We start from the raw sequence: 17,109 nt of genomic DNA, 5'->3' as shown, positions 1-17,109 counted from the left end.
ATCGTGGGCAGCCTTACACCCGGATGCTGATCCATACAACGGGCAATTCAACAGCCCGCGTGGGGAACGCCGCGCAAGCCCCGCCCGGCAGGCAATAAGCTGTAGTCAACATGGTTCACAGGCCGCTCACAGAGTGATCACAGTCGCGACCTACGCCCCGGATGGAAAGTAGAAACATGCCAGCCTCACGCTTTTCTCCCACCCAGCTGCCCCGACTCACCCACCCGGACGGAACCCCCATCCGGGTTCTGGTGGTCGACGACGAACCGTCGCTTGCCGAACTGGTCTCCATGGGCACCCGCATGCTCGGTTGGGAAGCAACGGTTGCGCACGACGGCCCCAGCGCCGTCGAATCGGCACGCGCCTCCGCGCCCGATGTCCTGGTGCTGGACTGGATGCTGCCCGGCTTCGAGGGCCCAGAGGTCCTGCGCAAGGTCCGCATGTTCCTTCCCGAAGTTCCGGTGCTGTTCCTGACCGCCAAGGACGCGGTCGAGGACCGCATCGAGGGTTTGGGCATCGGCGCCGACGACTACGTGGCCAAGCCCTTCAGTCTCGAGGAAGTCCTGCTGCGGCTGCACAAGCTGGTTGAGCGCTCCGGCGCCAGCGCCGCCGACACCGCCGAGCTCGTGGTCGGGGACCTGGTCCTGAACACCGACTCGCACGACGTCACCCGCGCCGGCGTTCCCATCAGCCTGACCGCCACCGAATTCGACCTGCTTTCCTACCTGATGCTCAACGCGCGACGCGTGGTCTCCAAGTCCCAGATCCTGGACAACGTGTGGCACTACGATTTCGGTGGCCAGGCCAACATCGTGGAACTGTACATCTCCTACCTGCGCAAGAAGATCGAGGCAGACTGGCCCCCGATGATCCACACGGTGCGCGGTGCTGGATACATGCTCAAGCCCGCATCATGAGCGAGAGCGCAGTACCCCGCCCGAACCGGGCCAGCGAGCCCGATTCCGCCGCCGGCCCAAGCACGGCGCCCCCTGCGGCTCCGCCGGCTCCGGCCCATCCCCCGGTGTTGCCCGGCGCAACGGCCGACCCCGGTGGGACCGTCGGGGAGACGACAGACCAGACATCCGGGGATGCCCCCCATGCGGCAGCCGACGAGGGGCGTTTTCGCTCAGGGCGCCTTGGGCACCTGACCCTGCAGCGCAGGCTGCTGCTGGCCCTCATCGGATCCCTCGCGATGATTTGCGCGGTGATAGGCCTGCTCCTGAACGCGGGCATGCGCCAAACCCTTTCCGTCCAGCTCAACGAACAGCTCAGCAACGCGGCAGACCGCGCCGAGGCCTACTCCCGCACGCAAGGCCACCCGACCAAGCCGGCACCCTTGTTCGCGCCAGGCCAGGCGTCGGGCACCCTCAACGCCAAGATCGTCTCCGGCTACCTCTTTGCCGCCGGCGTGCTGGATGAGAAGACCGGCGAGCGCAAGGACCTCGTCAGCACCGACGCGCTGCCGCTTTCGCAGCTGGAAGTCGACGCCCCTCCCGAGGTCAAGCACCTGAGCATCGGCGACTACCTGCTATCCGCCCAGTCGGATCCCGCCAACGGCGGCATCCTGATCACCGGGCTCCCCCTGGCACCCAACGAGCGGACCATCGCCTCCCTGACATGGCTGACGATCATCATCTCTGTGGCTGGGCTCGCCGCCACCGGGCTTGTCGGGTCGATCATCATCCGCCGCTCGCTCGCCCCCCTGAAGCGCGTTTCGGCGGTTGCCTCGTCGGTGGCCAATGCGGAGCTCGATTCGGGCACTGCGGCTCTGGAAGTCCGTGTCGCGCCCGAAGACTCGGTTCCCGGCACCGAGTCCGGCGATGTCGGCAACGCCCTGAACGCACTCCTGGACAACGTGGCCACCGCCTTTGCCGCCCGCGAGCAGTCGGAGGCACAGATGCGCCAGTTTGTTGCGGACGCCTCGCACGAGCTTCGCACCCCGCTCTCGGCCATCCGCGGCTACACCGAACTGATCAGCGCCACCGAGCATTTCAGCGACGACGGCCAGCGCTCGCTGGGCCGCGTGCTGGAGCAAAGCACCAGGATGAGCTCGCTGGTCGAGAACCTGCTGCTGCTGGCCCGGCTGGATGAGAAACACCAGCTCAAGAAGACCCCCGTGAACCTGGGCCAGCTGGCCTCGGAGATCACCGAGGATTTCCGCATCACCACCCCCGACCACCATTGGGTCACCCAGGTGCCGGACGAACCCGTCGTGGTCTCGGCGGACGCCGGCTCGCTGCGCCGGGTCATCACCAACCTGCTGGCCAATGCCCGCAAGCACACCTCGGCAGGAAACACTGTGACGGTGGCACTCGATCGCGACTCCGACGCCCGTGAGGCGGTTCTGCGGATCGAGGACACCGGCGAGGGCATCGATGCGGCGTTCCTGCCGCACGTCTTCAAGCGCTTCACCCGCGCCGACTCTGCCCGGTCAGGTGCAGACGGCACCACGGGGCTTGGCCTGCCGATTGCACAGGCCATTGCGGAGGCCCACGGAGGCACCATCGCCGTCGCATCCCGGCCCGGTCGCACGGTCTTTACCGTCCGCCTGCCATTGGCCTTGAAGGAACCATCCAAGCCGGTTGCTCCGCCCAAGCCCGCGAAATCCCCCAAAGCCCCCAAGGGATAAATCCCGCCAAGTGTGGGAGGACCACGGAATCGGCCACGAGCCCGAACTAGAATCCGGCCATGAGCGTAAATCTCCAGCCGATGTCCGCGTCCGACTCAGAGGACGTCATAGCGTTCCTGGCCTCAAACAGGTTTCCTTTCCATGTCCAGGCCGCGCCACAGGCCGACTCCGTGCGGTCGGGGGTGGAGAACGGCAGGTTCTGGAACGCGGAAACCCAGGGCTACTGGATACTCCGAAACGGCCAACGACTCGGCATCGCTGTCCTTGAAGACCTTCAGGATGCCGCCCCCTTGTTCGACTTGCGGCTGGACGAAGGGCAGCGCGGCATGGGCTTGGGAGTCGAGGTCCTCCGTGCGCTCTGCGACCTGGTCTTCACCACGATGCCCGGTGTCCTGCGCTTCGAGGGGCAAACCCGCGAAGACAACATCGCCATGCGCAAGACATTCCTCCGGTGTGGCTTCCTCAAGGAGGCCCACTACCGCATGGGCTGGCCGACCGAGGACGGCGGGCACGTGGCTTCCCTCGCCTACGCAATCCTGCGCCAGGACTGGCAGCACGGAACATTGACCACGTTCGATTGGGAAGAACCCCATATTCGACCGTCCTGAAGCAGGATCGCCGCTTAAGCACCGCGGCGTCCGTCCCTGCCCCCTGTCCGGGGAGCTGGAACGGACGCCACGGTCCAAAAACTGCGGTGTTAGTGGGCCACTCCGTACAGGCGGTCGCCGGCATCGCCAAGGCCCGGAACGATGTACGAGTTCTCGTCCAGCTTCTCGTCCAAGGACGCAAGCACCAGGTGGACCTTTTCGTTGTCTCCGTAGGCCTCTTCCAGGCGGGCCAGGCCCTCCGGTGCGGCGATCAGGCAGATGCACGTGACATCCTCGGCGCCTCGGTCAAAGAGGAACTTGATCGATTCGATCAGCGTTCCGCCGGTGGCCAGCATCGGATCAAGCACGAACACCTGGCGGCCGGTCAGGTCGGATGGAAGGCGTTCGGCGTAGGTGATGATGTCGAGGGTTTCCTCGTTGCGGGCCATGCCCAGGAAGCCGACCTCGGCGGTCGGAACCAGGCGGGTCATGCCTTCAAGCATGCCCAGGCCGGCGCGCAGGATCGGCACCACCAGAGGGGTCGGCTTGGCGAAGGCGATTCCCGTGGTCGTTGCCACGGGGGTCTCTACCTGTACCTCGACGGTCTTGACCTCGCGCGTTGCCTCGTAGGCCAGCAGGGTCACCAACTCGTCGGTCAGCTGCCGGAAGACCGGCGACGGGGTGTTCTTGTCTCGAAGGACCGATACCTTGTGTGCCACCAGCGGGTGGTCGACTACCTGTACGCGCATGAAGCAAAATCTACCAGCCGTGATGGTCCAAAAATCCGTTTTTGGGCCGATTTATCCCGTGATTCCCACCATTGACCGCCATTGGGACCGGACGGACAATGAGCTGGAAGCCTGTCTATCGAACCGGACACGAATCTAGGCGAATCTCATGGGCACACCCGAATTGCCGCAACCTTTCGAAGTCAAGGCGCTGGCTGACAAGATCCAAGGCTCCGTCCTCACGGCAACGGACCCCGGGTACGACGAAGCACGTTTGGTCTGGAATGCCATGATCGACCGAAGCCCGGCGCTCATTGTCAGGGCCACCGAGGTGTCGGACATCCCCGTTGCCCTGGCCTTCGCACGCGATCATTCCCTCCCTCTGGCTGTCCGCGCCGGAGGCCACAACGTTGCGGGTCATGGCACGGTGGAAGCCGGGCTCCTCCTGGACCTCAGGGCTTTCAACGACGTCACCGTGGATCCGGAGAGGCGGCTGGTGACCGTGGGCGGGGGCGCCACCCTCGGCGAGCTCGACAGGGCGACCAGCGCCCATGGTTTGGCTGTCCCCGTCGGTGTCATCTCGCAAACCGGCGTTGCGGGTCTTTGCCTCGGCGGTGGCTTCGGGTGGCTCACCCGAACCTGCGGGCTGACGGTGGACACGCTTGTTGCCGCCGATCTCATCACTGCCGAAGGCGAGGCCGTACGTGCGGACGCGGACACCAACCCTGAACTGCTGTGGGGCCTGAGCGGCGGAGGCGGCAATTTCGGTGTCGTCACCTCGTTCACGTTCAAGGCGCACCCCCTGCCGCCAACACTTTTTGCCGGCAACCTGATCTACCGCCGAGCCGGCTGGCACAGGGCCCTGGTGGCGCTACGAACCTGGGCAATCGACCTGCCCGATGAAATGACCGTCATCGCCAACGTCATGGTGCCGCCGCGCGAGTGGGAAATGGGCGATGACCCCCTCCTCATCGTCGGATTCCTCTGGGCGGATCCGGACCACGATGCCGGCGCCGCATGCGTGGGGCGATTCACCCACTTGGCGCCACCCGATGTCGAAGACGTTTCTGCGGTCACCTGGCCGGAGTGGCAATCCGTTTCCGATTCCATATTTCCCAAGGGAGTTCGCGCGTACTGGAAGAACACCGCATTCGACAGCCTCGACGAGGAGGTGATCAACGTCCTGGTCGCCCGGGGATCCGAACAGACGTGGCAGGGCACAGCATTCGACATCCACGTCATGGGCGGGGCCATGGGCCGGGTACCTCCCGATGCCTCCGCATTCCCCGATCGTTCCTCCGCGTTCTGGCTCAACATCTACGGTTTCTGGACAGATCCCCGCGAGGACGAACACCATGTGGCCTTCGTGCGTGGTTTCGCGCATCAAATGCAGCGCTTCGCCACCGGCGGGCAATACGTGAACTTTTCAAGCGCAGATGAGCGGGCCGCACACGGGTTTGACGCGTTGGGCGTATACGGCGCCGCGAAGCTGGCCCGGCTCACAGCGCTCAAACAGCGTTACGACCCGCGGAACCTTCTGCGGTTGAACCACAATATTATCGTCCCGGACACCGACGCCGACCAGGTTGTCCCCTGAGGAATGGGCTTCTTCCGATCGACCGAACTAAAGTTGGCATCGTGATCGCCCCAAATGCCGCCCACCATGCCCTGATGGGTATCGCCCTGGATGAAGCACATGCCGCCCTGGCCACGTCGGACGTCCCCATTGGCGCCGTCATCCTGGGCCCGGACGGGCAGGTCCTAGCCACCGGACGAAACGAACGCGAAGCACACGGGGATCCCACCGCCCACGCCGAAGTCATTGCGATCCGTGCCGCGGCCGAGGCACTGCGTGCTTCCGGAAACGACGACGGTTGGCGGCTCGAGGACTGCACGCTGGTGGTTACCCTTGAACCCTGCGCCATGTGCGCCGGGGCAATTGTCCTTTCCCGCATCCCGAAGGTCGTCTTCGGCGCTTGGGACGAGAAGGCCGGTGCCGTCGGTTCCGTCTTCGACATCCTTCGCGAGCCGCGTCTCAACCACTGGGTCGAGGTCTACCCCGGCGTGCGTGAAGAAGAATGCGCCAAGCTGCTCACCGATTTCTTCCGCGCCAAGCGCTAGGTATCCAAGCGTCCCGGCCCGCACCTGCGGGGCTCATGCCGTCCGCAGCCTGTCCAGCATGACGATGTTCTTTTCGCGTGATTTCGGCGAATCCAGGCTGAAGGACCGGAAGTCCCCCAGGTCCTCCGCGATCCAAGCCTGTACTTCGTGGATGCGCTTCAGGACCTTTTCGCTCGCCGGTTCGAAGGTCCACCAGGCGATTCGTTCTTTCTCCGGATCGTACTGCCACAACCCGATGATCCGCCCCCGGTCCACAATCGGGTGGTCCGACAAGTCTGCGGCCAAGGCCGATCCGCTCATTCCGGCGACCGCGGCCCGCCCAACAGCATCGAACGCGTCAGCCGAGTTCCGGCGGAGCAGCACCAAGGAATCCGACCCTGCCAGCAGTTGCACGTCTTCCTCGTCCGGAACCTCGAACGTCGACATGAAGGCCACGTCCCTGGGCATCATCCACAAAATATCTTCGCCCGCGGTACCCACTGCCACCGCACCGATCGCGGCCAACGCTGCCTTGGTCTGCGCCACGGTGAACGCGGTAAACCAACGGATCTGTCCCGTGGTCGCCCCTCCGGTCCAGCCCAGGAACCTCTCCACCATTCGCGCCCTCACAGTTGCATCGTTCTCCCCAGTCGCGGGAAGTTCCCATGCCACGTACGAGTACCGCTGTTGGTCCAATCGGCCGTTCACCGGGATCCTCCGGATTCGTCCGTGGGCCTGAAGCAAACCCAAAGCCGCGGGCAAGGTGGTGGTGGCACCCTTCTTCTTGCCCGCCTCGCCCAGGTTCCTGACTTGGTCGCCCACGACGTCCTTGAGCTCGCGGGGGTCCATTGGCGGTCGGCCCGATTCCTTGGCGTGCTGCAGGGCTTCCATCACGGATTCGGCCAGGCGCTCGACTTCTTCCCGCCCGACTCCCAATCGCAACAAGACTTTCACTGCGGCCTCTGCGGAGGCTCCGCCCAATTGTAGCCCCCAGGCGAAATCTCCGGCCGGCAGGACGTAGGTGCATCCTCGGGCCGTGGGCAACTCGTGGATCGCCTGCGTTGCCACCAACTGGTCGGCGGATTCACGCCCGATGCCGGCCCGGGCAAAGAGTGACAGGTAGGTATTGGCGCCTCCGATTGACCGCGCCCAGCCCGCGCGATCCAGCACCCTTGCGGCTCCCTGCCCCGCAAGCGATCCATCGAGCCCCTGCCGATGCCACGACCACGCGCGGAGGAACTCCGGGGTGAGCTGTTCGACGGGAATGGTCGGCACATCGGTCTTCGGCAACATGGCTTCATTCTGCCCCGCGGGCACCTCGTTTTTGTTGTACGCCATTCTTCCGATAGAGTATTCAGGTCTGGTGACGTGTCCGAGCGGCCGAAGGTGCAACACTCGAAATGTTGTGTACGGTAACCCCGTACCGAGGGTTCAAATCCCTCCGTCACCGCCAAATTGAAGGGTTCCAACTCCTTGCGGAGTTGGAACCCTTCAGTCGTTAAGGCTTCGATGCCATATCGGCCGCGTCCTTTAGAACTTTGTAGTGAAGATGCGCGACACCATTCGGGAATGTGCGTTGCCCCAGTAGCGCCAGGTTCAGCCGAATGTCGTGGGGCAAGGCACGCTTTCCTCCTCCGACCATCACCGGGGACACGAAGAATCGGACCTCATCGACCAGTCCGGCCTTCAGTGCCTGGCCGGCCAGATCAGCACCACCAATGCTGAGGTCGGCAGTCGCTTCGGCTTTCAATTGTTCGATTTCCCCGGGATCGAAGGTGGATTCAATCTTCGTCCGTTCGCTGTCGGTCTTCCGCAATGTCCTGGAATAGACGATCTTCTCGGTATCGTGCCAAATCTTGGCATATTCTTCGATGAATTCGGGCAGATCTGGTTGCCAGTGAAGCGGCTCCCAAAACAACATGACCTCGTAGAGTTTCCGTCCCAGGAGCTGCGTCCCGACGCCCCGTTCGAGGTCATTGATGAATGAATGAATCTCGGGGTCTGGCATGCTCCAGTCGAAGTTCCCTTCGGCATCGGCAATGTAGCCATCAAGGGAGGTTATTGCCGTATAGATGAGCCTGGCCATGGGACCTTCTTCGTTTGATTCGGGCTAACAACTACTCAAATATCGAGGCACATCCGGGACCTTCCGGTGTTGCCTGACAATTTTCGGCGACCAGCACCTTCTTGGTTCGCCACACGCTCATGGTCACCGACGTACTTGGCACATTGGCTATCCCGGGGATCGGGGTCCAAGGACCACCTTCGGTGGAATACTCGCCACGGAATCTCGTTGTGAGGCCGACACCAAAGTCTCCCGTTTCCTTGTAGACATGGCTGGTGGAAGTTGGGGAATCGAAACCACGGTTGGCTTGTGGCTCTCCGGGGAAGCTAAAAGTTCGAGACGAGCCATCTCCGTAGTTCCAAGCATAGGAAGTCGGAATGGCGCGCACCCGCACGTCTTGGTCGAAAATGACAATGTCGAAATCCTGGTTCTCCGACTCTGCATACAAATGTGCGTGACCATTTCGCAGTGAGAAGCTCTCTGGCTGGCTGATGATGGTCGAAGCCAAGATCGGGAGTTCACGGAAGCGTTCAGGAGTCACTTTCGCAACGTCTTGTTCAGCACCGGGAATATCGATCGCCGGTTCGACTGTGCAATAGGAGCTTGATCCCACGAGCTGGCCTTTGCGCGGTCCGTTAAGTGCGTAGATCATGCGAATAAGTGGGTAACTTCCGTCGGCGCAGGGTGGATCCACATTCGCGTCACAGCCCATGAGATCCACGAGCGACGGTTCACATTGTCGGAGGTACTCAACTTTGTATCTTAGTTTTGGGCCGTAGGATATTTGCTTTGCCTTCGACGGATCTTTGAAGTACCCGGGGCCAACCGCCGTCTGGTGGTCTTTGCATTCACCTTCATAGGTATGACCACTACTTCCCCCAAAAGTAACCTCTGACGAGCATGACGTTTGAGAAGCAGACGCCGGCTGAAATCCGGCACCTAGGAAAGCACCAATAAGGATGAGCGTGAGGAGCCCCGCCATTCGCGACATCCCGGCTACTTTCCGCCCGGATCGACAAACTCAACATCCGTGACTTTCCACCCATCCGCAAATTTCAACTGAAGAGTACCAGCAACAGGCTTTGAGACTTCCGGAATCGTTCCTTGAAGAACCTGATCTGGCCTGTAGACGGTTGTTTTTTCGCGTATGAACGTAAATCCGGCTACACCACTTTCCTTTACTAGCTTGGCAAAATTCACGGTCAAAGTAGTCTCTCCGCCGACGTGCCACCCGCCCTGTTTCCGATTCGCATCTGACGGATCAATAACCTGTTTGGCACATAAATAGCACGAACGCTCAGTCACTGCCTTGATAGGTTTCGTATCGTAAGTCAGCACCGTGTAGTCAACGAGCTCAAAGTAGTACTTGGTGAATGCGACAACTCCAGCCTCGGTTTTCTCCTTGGCAGTGTCCGGCATCTTGGGAACGGGCCAGTTTTGCGCCGGACCCTTCGAACTTGCCGGAACCGGTGTCGGAGTCGGCTTGGCGCTGGCGGTAGCCGATTGACTCGGTTGGCTTGCAGACGCAGTCGGCGGTGAAGTGGACGGCAGAGGGTCGGCCGAGGCGGTGCAGCCCGATGCCCCCAACACGAGGGCGCCCGCACAGACGATGAGAATGACACTTTTGGTTCTGCCGATCATGCCGGGCCTACGATTCAGGTCGGAGTCATTTGATCGACATCGTAGACCGGATCGACCGTGCATGGCAGTGGTTATCCACAACCCGGTTTACCTCAAGGGAAGAACTGACGCTCGGCACGCGACCGTCGCAAAGCACCGTCGCCCTGCCTGCATGCGGCCCACCGGCCGTGTGCCGCGGCTATGCGGTTCGCCCGTTGGCCAGCCATTCCTCGAACAAGGTCGGGTCCGTTGCGATCCCTGCTCCCGGCAGCAGCCCGCCGTTCAAGACCTTGAGTCCGGGCACCGGAACGGGGATTACCCGGGGATGCGCGGCGCCGTTGCGGAGCACAGCGTTGTTCCGGGCGACAAGGCGTGCCAGCTTCGCGAGGTCCCGGGTTTCCGGGCCCGCCAACTCGACGCCCGCGGGGGCATCGACCCCCAGTTCCACGACAGAAGCCACAAGCCGCGCTACGGCGTCGGCGGCCACGGGCTGGCTCATCATGCGCGGAACCACGGAAACGGGTCCGACCTTCATCTGGGCGATGAGCGTCTCCGCGAGTTCAAACCACTGGGTTGTACGGACGATCGTGGTGGGGATCCGGGCGTTCTGGTACATCGCTTCCTGCGCCGCCTTGCCGCGGTAGTAGCCCATGCGACGGTTGACCTCGGGGTTGCGCGCGTTCACGATCGACACGCACACCAGGTGCGCCACATGGGCCTCCTCGGCCGCCCGGATAACGTTCCGGGCGGTGGTCTCGTGGAAGTCGACGCAGGCGTCGGCCTTCATCGAGTCGATGTTCAGGCAGTCGACCACCGCACCGGCACGCTCGAACGCGCCTGCCAGCCCGGTTCCGGCATAGGCGTCGATGCCCGTCGACCGGCTGGCCGCAACGACCTCATGCCCCGCACGTTCCAGGAGCCGGACGACGCGGGTTCCCATCGTTCCGTTTCCGCCAAGCACCACGACCTTCATGCCCCGAGACTACCCGTGAAACGCCCACGGTTCGAGAGGCGGTGGCCGCTGCGCTCACCGCCGGCCTGGGCTGCCGGCTGCGGACCGGGCTACACCGCGATCCAGTGCGCGAACCGCCGGTTCTTCAGCACCGTGAAATGGTGCAGCACCATGACGATGGCGGCCCAGGCGCCGCCGATCAGCAGCCCCTCCAGCACATCGGTCAGCCAATGGTGGCCCAGGTAGATGCGGCTCCAGCCAATGGCCAGGACCAGTGCCCCGAGGGAGACCAGGAACGCGATGCGCGCCAGCCGGCTCCGCAGGACCAGGAACAGGAGGTAGCCGATGATCCCGAGGATCGCCGTGGCATTGAGCGTGTGGCCGCTGGGAAACGCGTACGAGGCCGGAGCCGGCTCGATGGCCTGCACCAGCGGCGGGCGGGCACGGGCCGTCAGGTTCTTCAGGAACACCGTCAGTGCCACGGAGCCGGCGGCGGTGACGGCGACCAGCAGCAGCGGCCAGTAGCTGCGGGTTCGCCAGACCAGCAGGCCGCAGGCGACAAGCGCGATGACCGTCATGCCCCACGTGCTGCCGAGGGCCGAGAAGAACCAGGCGGCATTCGTGGCGACGGGTGTCCGGTGCTCAACCATCCATTCGAGCACCGGGATGTCCCAGGCTCCGAGGCCGGCTCCCAGCGATGCCGAGACCCACACGCGCCGTGCCACGCCGAAGAGCCCCAGCAGCACGGCGAGGACCAGGAAGATGATGGAGCCGGTGCCCGGGGTGCGTCCGGATCCGCGGCGTTTGCTGGCGTTCATGCATCCCAGCGTATCTTCCGGACCTGTCGCCGGCTCGAAGCCCGCTGGGAGGACGCCCGGATGCGGCGGCGGACGGCGCATGCGGGAAGATGGATGCATGAGTATCCGCGTGCTGGCCATCGGCAAGAAACACGAGTCCTGGGTGATCGAGGGCATCGAGCGCTACGAGAAGCGCATGAAGAAGCCCTTCGACGTGAAGTGGCAGTTGCTGCCGCATTCTTCCCGCGACGGGGACGCCGCGCGCACCGAGGAATCCGAGCGCATCCTTGCGAAGGTCGACGCGAAGGACTTCCTGATCCTGCTCGACGAGCGCGGCAAGAACATCGACTCCCCCGCGCTTGCCGCCACGCTGCAGCGGCCGCTGGACACCTCGCGCAACATCACCGTGGTGATCGGCGGGGCGTACGGCGTCGATGCCTCGGTGCACCAGCGCGCCGACTTCACCTGGAGCCTGTCCAAGCTGGTCTTCCCGCACCAGCTGGTGCGCCTGATCCTCACCGAGCAGCTCTACCGCGCACAGGAGATCGCCGGCGGCGGCAAGTACCACCACGTCTGAGCCCGCCCGCCGGTGACGCCGCGGCGCATTTTGGCGGCGCCGGCGCTTAGGCTGGGAAGCGATGGCCACGCAACCCGATCCACGCACGGTCCTCGACCGGTTCACGCCCGCAACGCGGGCCTGGTTCGAGGGCGCCTTTGCCGCGCCGACCCCCGCCCAGGTCGGCGCCTGGGACGCGGTATCCACCGGGCGGCACGCCCTGGTCATCGCCCCGACGGGGTCCGGCAAGACGCTCTCCGCGTTCCTCTGGGCGCTGGATTCCTTTGCGCGCACCGCCACCGAAACCACGGCGCCGGCGCTGCCCGGGCTGGAGGACGGCGGCACCCGGGGCGGCCGGAAGCCCGGCACCCATTCCGCCGGGACCCGGGTGCTCTACATCTCGCCACTGAAGGCGCTGGGCGTCGACGTCGAACGCAACCTGCGCGCCCCGCTGGCCGGCATCAAGGCCACCGCGGCGCACCTGGGACTGGCCGTCCCGCAGGTCTCCGTGGGCGTGCGTTCCGGGGACACCCCGGCCAACGAGCGCCGCAAGCTGGTCACCAACCCGCCGGACATCCTGATCACCACCCCCGAGTCGCTCTACCTGATGCTCACCTCCCGGGCGCGCGAGTCCCTGGCGGGGGTGCACACCGTGATCCTCGACGAGGTGCACGCGGTGGCGGGCACCAAGCGCGGGGCGCACCTGGCGCTGTCCCTGGAGCGGCTCGACGCGCTGTTGGCCGCCCCGGTGCAGCGTATCGGGCTCTCGGCGACCGTCGAGCCGCGGGATGAGGTGGCGCGCTTTGTGGGCGGCGGCGCCCCGGTGTCGGTGATCGCCCCGCCGATCACCAAGACCTGGGAGCTGAGCGTGCGGGTGCCGGTGGAGGACATGACGGACCTGCCGGCCGCGGCCGCCGCGCACGACCTGGGTCCCGGGTCCGGGCTGGCGCCACAGGCGAGCATCTGGCCGCATGTCGAGGAGCAGATCGTCGATTTGATCGAGGCGAACCGTTCCACGATCGTGTTCGCCAATTCGCGCCGGCTGGCCGAGCGGCTGACCGGGCGGCTGAACGAGATCCACGAGTCTCGCGTGACGGGGATCGACGCCGCATCGGGATTCGCCCCGAACGGGATTGGCTCCACCGGCGCGGAGCTGACAGGCGGGACCCCCGCCAAACGCATCCAGCCGGGCAGCGGCATGCCGGCGGCGATGATGGCGCAGGCCGGCATGGTTTCCGGGGCCGGAGGGCGGGCCGACGGGGAGGAAGGCGCCGTGGTCCCGCTGGCCCGGGCCCACCACGGGTCGGTCTCCAAGGAGACCCGCGCCCAGATCGAGGACGACCTGAAGACCGGGGTGCTGCGCGCCGTGGTCGCCACCAGCTCCCTGGAACTGGGCATCGACATGGGCCTGGTGGACCTGGTGGTGCAGGTCGAGTCCCCGCCCTCGGTGGCCTCCGGCCTGCAGCGCGTGGGCCGCGCCGGGCACCAGGTCGGCGAGACCTCTATCGGCACCTTCTTCCCCAAGCACCGCGCCGACCTGCTCTCCACCGCGCTGACCGTCTCCCGCATGCGCGAGGGGAAGATCGAGAAGCTGCACATCCCCGCCAACCCGCTGGACGTGTTGGCCCAGCAGACGCTGGCCGCCTGCGCGCTGGAGGACCTGGACGTGGAGGCCTGGTACGACACCGTGCGCCGGGCCGCGCCCTACGCTTCGCTGCCGCGCGCCGCGTTCACCGCGACGCTGGAGATGCTCGCTGGCAAGTACCCGTCCGACGAATTTGCCCAGTTGCGCCCGCGCATCGTCTGGGACAGGGACAGCGGAACGCTCACCGGGCGCCCCGGCGCCCAGCGGCTGGCCGTCGTCAGCGGCGGCACCATCCCGGACCGCGGGCTCTTCGGCGTCTACCTGGCCGGGGCGGAGTCGGACTCCGGGGCCAAAGGCGGGCGCCGGGTGGGCGAGCTCGACGAGGAAATGGTCTACGAGTCCCGGGTCGGGGACGTGTTCGCGCTCGGGGCCACCAGCTGGAAGATCGAGGACATCACCCACGACCGCGTGCTGGTCTCCCCCGCGTTCGGCCAGCCGGGCAAGCTGCCGTTCTGGAAGGGCGACACCCAGGGCCGTCCCGTGGAGCTCGGCGCCGCGCTGGGGCGCTTCACCGACGAACTGGCCAAGCTGCCCGAGCCCCGGGCGCGCGAGCGGCTGGGCGAGATAGGGCTCGACGGCTTCGCCGCAGGCAACCTGCTGAACTACCTGGGTGCGCAGGCGGAGGCCACCTCCGTGGTGCCCAGCGACAAGACCATGGTGGTCGAGCGCTTCGTCGACGAGCTCGGCGACTGGCGCGTCATCCTTCACTCGCCCTTCGGCCTGCCCGTGCACGCGCCGTGGGCGCTGGCCGTCGGCGCCCGGCTGCACGAACGCTACGGGCTCGACGGCTCCGCGATGGCCGCCGACGACGGGATAGTGCTGCGCGTCCCGGCGATGGACGACACACCGCCGGGGGCCGAGCTCTTCGCGTTCGAGCCCGAGGAGATCGAGGACCTCGTCACGGCGCAGGTGGGCAACTCCGCGCTCTTCGCCTCCCGCTTCCGCGAATGCGCTGCCCGCGCCCTGCTGCTGCCGCGCACCAACCCGGCCAAGCGCACCCCGCTGTGGCAGCAGCGCCAGCGCAGCGCCCAGCTGCTGGACGTCGCGCGGAAGTACCCGGACTTCCCGATCATCCTGGAGACGGTCCGCGAGTGCCTCAACGACGTCTACGACCTGCCCTCGCTCAAGGACCTGTTGGCCCGGATGGGTTCGCGCGGCATCTCCGTGCGCGAGGTCCAGACCCGCCTGCCCTCCCCCTTCGCGCAGTCACTGCTCTTCGGCTACGTGGCCCAGTTCCTCTACGAGGGCGATTCGCCGCTGGCCGAGCGCCGAGCCGCCGCGCTGAGCCTGGATCCGGCACTGCTGAACGAGCTGCTGGGCCGCACCGAGCTGCGCGAGCTGCTTGATGCGCAGGTCATCGAGCGCACCGAGGCCGAGCTGCAGCGCCTGGCCCCGGGCCGGCAGCTGGCGGGGCTCGAGGGCGCCGCGGACCTGCTGCGCATGCTCGGACCGCTGTCGGCCGGGGAGGTGGCCGCGCGCCTGCGCGACGAGACCGCCGGGCCGGAGGATGCCGTGCCGGAGGATTCCCACCTGGCCCTGGTCGAGACGCACCTGCGGGGGCTGGTGCGCGCGAACCGGGCACTGGAGGTGAGGCTCGGCGGCCGGGTGGTCTTTGCCGCCATCGAGGACGCACCGAGGCTGCGCGACGGGCTGGGCGTGCCGCTTCCGCATGGGGTTCCGCTGGCCTTCATCGACCCGGTCGAGGACCCCGTCGGCGACCTGGTTTCGCGCTTCGCCCGCACCCACGGGCCCTTCACCGCCGCGGATGCCGCCGCGGCACTGGGCCTGGGTGTCGCCGTGGCCAGGGCCGCGCTGGACCGGCTGGTCTCCGAAAACCGCGTCATGACCGGCGCGTTCAGGCCCGCCGAGATGCTCGGCGAGAGCACCTCCGCGACCACCGGGATCGAATACTGCGAATCCGGGGTGCTGCGGATGATCCGCGGCCGCTCGCTCGCGGCCCTGCGGGCGGAGGTCGAGCCCGTCGACCAGCCGGCGTTCGCCAGGTTCCTGCCGGCCTGGCAGGGCATCGGCCAAGGGCTCTCGGGCATCGACGGGGCGCTGGCCGTCATCGAGCAGCTGGCCGGGGTACCGGTCCCGGCGTCGGCCCTCGAGTCATTCGTGCTGCCGGTGCGCGTGCGCAACTACGTCCCCGGCATGCTCGACGAGCTGATGAGCGCCGGGGAGGTCCTGGTCTCGGGCGCCGGCGCGCTGGCCGGCACCGACGGCTGGGTCGCGCTGCACACCGCGGAAAACTCGCCGCTGAGCCTGCCGCAGCCGGATACCGGAAACCTCGGGCCGCTGGCCCGCAGGCTGCTGGTGGTGCTCGAGGCCGGCGGGGCGTACTTCGTGCCGCAGCTGGTCCGGCTGGTGGCCGCGGTCCCGGGCCCGGCGGACGGCGGCGTGTACGCGGCCGAACCGCGGACCGAAGAGGTGCTTGAGGCCCTCTGGGAGCTGTTCTGGGCCGGCGCCGTCTCCCCCGACACGCTCGCCCCGCTGCGTGGGCTGCTCTCCGGCGGCAAGTCCGCACACCGCGCCCCGGCGCTGCCTGCCCGGGCCCGCACCGCACGGCTCGGGCGAATGGCCATGCTGCGCCAGGGACGCTCCGGCCTGGAACCCGCCGGTACCGGCGAATCAACGGTCATGCGCCTGCACGGGCGCGAGCTGGGGCCGCGCTCCGGCTTCGGCGGTGTCCCCGAATCCGGCACCGGGCGCTGGGCGGCCCTGCCGCACCCCGTCGCAGACCCGACGGTGCGGGCGCACGCGAGTGCCGAGTTCCTGCTCGAACGCTACGGCGTGGTGACGCGGGGCTCGGTCGCCGCCGAGTCGGTGCCCGGCGGATTCGGCCAGCTCTACCGCGTGCTCGGCCGCCTGGAGGAGGCCGGCCACGCCCGCCGTGGCTACTTCGTCGAGCGGCTCGGGGCCGCGCAGTTCTCCACCTCCGCCACGGTCGACAGGTTGCGCACCTTCGTGCGCGACGCGACAACCGAAGTCTCGGCCCCCGCCGCCCTTGCCCTGGCGGCCACCGACCCGGCCAACCCCTACGGGGCCGCGCTCGCCTGGCCGCAGGCACCGGGCGGGCACCGCCCGGGACGCAAAGCCGGGGCCATCGTCGTGCTGCTGGACGGGCGGCTGGCCCTGTACGTGGAGCGCGGCGGCAAGACAGTGCTCGACTTCACCGGGGCCTCGAGCGCCGGGCCGCCGCTTGAGACGGCGGCGGCGGAGCTCGTTGCCGCCCTGCGCCGGGCAGGCATCGAGAAGCTCGCGGTGCTCAAGGTCAACGGCGAACCGGTCTCGGATTCACCGTGGGGGGCCGCGTTACGTCGCGCCGGTTTCTATTCCACCCCAAGTGGATTGCGCTTTAGGAGCTAGCCACTGCAGATTTTCCCCCCACCCGTCGGAATCTCGGGCTAGTCTAGTGACCAGGGTCACC

At 66.4% G+C, this 17,109-nt stretch carries 14 protein-coding genes and 1 tRNA gene; 8 read left to right on the top strand and 7 right to left on the bottom strand.

What is annotated here, in order from left to right; translation table 11 throughout:
- The first annotated feature begins 176 nt into the window (after positions 1 to 176).
- Genes ACSYDW_RS16205 through ACSYDW_RS16195 form a run of 3 tightly spaced genes read left to right on the top strand, consistent with a single transcriptional unit; the run spans position 177 to position 3,237 of the window.
- Positions 177 to 917 carry a response regulator transcription factor gene (locus ACSYDW_RS16205; protein WP_438339759.1) on the top strand — a complete coding sequence of 247 codons (741 nt, stop codon included), beginning with the start codon at positions 177 to 179 and terminating at the stop codon, positions 915 to 917.
- The gene (locus ACSYDW_RS16200) at positions 914 to 2,629 is read left to right on the top strand and encodes a sensor histidine kinase (protein ID WP_438339758.1); all 1,716 of its coding nucleotides are present in this window, start codon (positions 914 to 916) and stop codon (positions 2,627 to 2,629) included. Before ACSYDW_RS16205 ends, ACSYDW_RS16200 begins: the two co-directional genes overlap by 4 nt.
- A 59-nt stretch (positions 2,630 to 2,688) precedes the next feature.
- Positions 2,689 to 3,237 (top strand): GNAT family N-acetyltransferase, encoded by a 549-nt coding sequence (locus ACSYDW_RS16195; protein WP_438339757.1) that lies wholly within the window; start codon positions 2,689 to 2,691, stop codon positions 3,235 to 3,237.
- An 89-nt stretch (positions 3,238 to 3,326) separates the two neighbouring features.
- Here the strand turns inward: ACSYDW_RS16195 and upp are convergent, their stop codons facing one another.
- A complete protein-coding gene (gene upp, locus ACSYDW_RS16190; protein ID WP_438339756.1) occupies positions 3,327 to 3,965 on the bottom strand; it encodes a uracil phosphoribosyltransferase in 639 nt (212 codons plus the stop codon).
- A gap of 148 nt (positions 3,966 to 4,113) precedes the next feature.
- On the opposite strand from upp, the gene ACSYDW_RS16185 reads away from it, so the two are divergent.
- The gene (locus tag ACSYDW_RS16185) at positions 4,114 to 5,541 is read left to right on the top strand and encodes an FAD-binding oxidoreductase (protein ID WP_438339755.1); all 1,428 of its coding nucleotides are present in this window, start codon (positions 4,114 to 4,116) and stop codon (positions 5,539 to 5,541) included.
- A 74-nt stretch (positions 5,542 to 5,615) separates the two neighbouring features.
- A complete protein-coding gene (gene tadA, locus ACSYDW_RS16180; protein ID WP_438339794.1) occupies positions 5,616 to 6,065 on the top strand; it encodes a tRNA adenosine(34) deaminase TadA in 450 nt (149 codons plus the stop codon).
- A gap of 33 nt (positions 6,066 to 6,098) precedes the next feature.
- On the opposite strand, the gene ACSYDW_RS16175 is transcribed toward tadA, so the two are convergent.
- Positions 6,099 to 7,337, bottom strand: coding sequence for a DNA glycosylase AlkZ-like family protein (locus ACSYDW_RS16175; protein ID WP_438339754.1), 1,239 nt, complete (start codon positions 7,335 to 7,337; stop codon positions 6,099 to 6,101).
- Between the two features lie 69 nt (positions 7,338 to 7,406).
- Here ACSYDW_RS16175 and ACSYDW_RS16170 point away from each other — a divergent pair.
- A tRNA-Ser gene (locus tag ACSYDW_RS16170) sits at positions 7,407 to 7,497 on the top strand.
- A 45-nt stretch (positions 7,498 to 7,542) separates the two neighbouring features.
- Here the strand turns inward: ACSYDW_RS16170 and ACSYDW_RS16165 are convergent.
- The 5 genes from ACSYDW_RS16165 to ACSYDW_RS16145 form a co-directional block, all read right to left on the bottom strand.
- Complete coding sequence (locus ACSYDW_RS16165; protein WP_438339753.1) at positions 7,543 to 8,130, bottom strand: dihydrofolate reductase family protein; 588 nt, start codon at positions 8,128 to 8,130, stop codon at positions 7,543 to 7,545.
- A 31-nt stretch (positions 8,131 to 8,161) separates the two neighbouring features.
- Entirely contained in the window at positions 8,162 to 8,761 is a 600-nt protein-coding gene (locus tag ACSYDW_RS16160) for a hypothetical protein (protein WP_438339752.1), read from the bottom strand.
- A 344-nt stretch (positions 8,762 to 9,105) separates the two neighbouring features.
- A complete protein-coding gene (locus ACSYDW_RS16155; RefSeq protein ID WP_438339751.1) occupies positions 9,106 to 9,750 on the bottom strand; it encodes a DUF6318 family protein in 645 nt (214 codons plus the stop codon).
- A gap of 178 nt (positions 9,751 to 9,928) precedes the next feature.
- Positions 9,929 to 10,702, bottom strand: a complete 774-nt coding sequence (locus ACSYDW_RS16150; RefSeq protein ID WP_438339750.1) for an SDR family oxidoreductase — start codon at positions 10,700 to 10,702, stop codon at positions 9,929 to 9,931.
- 89 nt (positions 10,703 to 10,791) lie between these two features.
- Entirely contained in the window at positions 10,792 to 11,499 is a 708-nt protein-coding gene (locus ACSYDW_RS16145) for a phosphatase PAP2 family protein (RefSeq protein WP_438339749.1), read from the bottom strand.
- Between the two features lie 97 nt (positions 11,500 to 11,596).
- Here ACSYDW_RS16145 and ACSYDW_RS16140 point away from each other — a divergent pair, with 97 nt between their 5' ends.
- A complete protein-coding gene (locus ACSYDW_RS16140; RefSeq protein WP_438339748.1) occupies positions 11,597 to 12,055 on the top strand; it encodes a 23S rRNA (pseudouridine(1915)-N(3))-methyltransferase RlmH in 459 nt (152 codons plus the stop codon).
- 61 nt (positions 12,056 to 12,116) lie between these two features.
- Positions 12,117 to 17,048 carry an ATP-dependent helicase gene (locus tag ACSYDW_RS16135; RefSeq protein WP_438339747.1) on the top strand — a complete coding sequence of 1,644 codons (4,932 nt, stop codon included), beginning with the start codon at positions 12,117 to 12,119 and terminating at the stop codon, positions 17,046 to 17,048.
- Positions 17,049 to 17,109: the final 61 nt, after the last annotated feature.

Source organism: Paeniglutamicibacter selenitireducens, assembly GCF_051550675.1.
Classification (GTDB): Bacteria; Actinomycetota; Actinomycetes; order Actinomycetales; family Micrococcaceae; genus Paeniglutamicibacter.
Note: the sequence above shows the minus strand (reverse complement) of the source record. Positions and strands in the feature narration are given on the sequence as shown.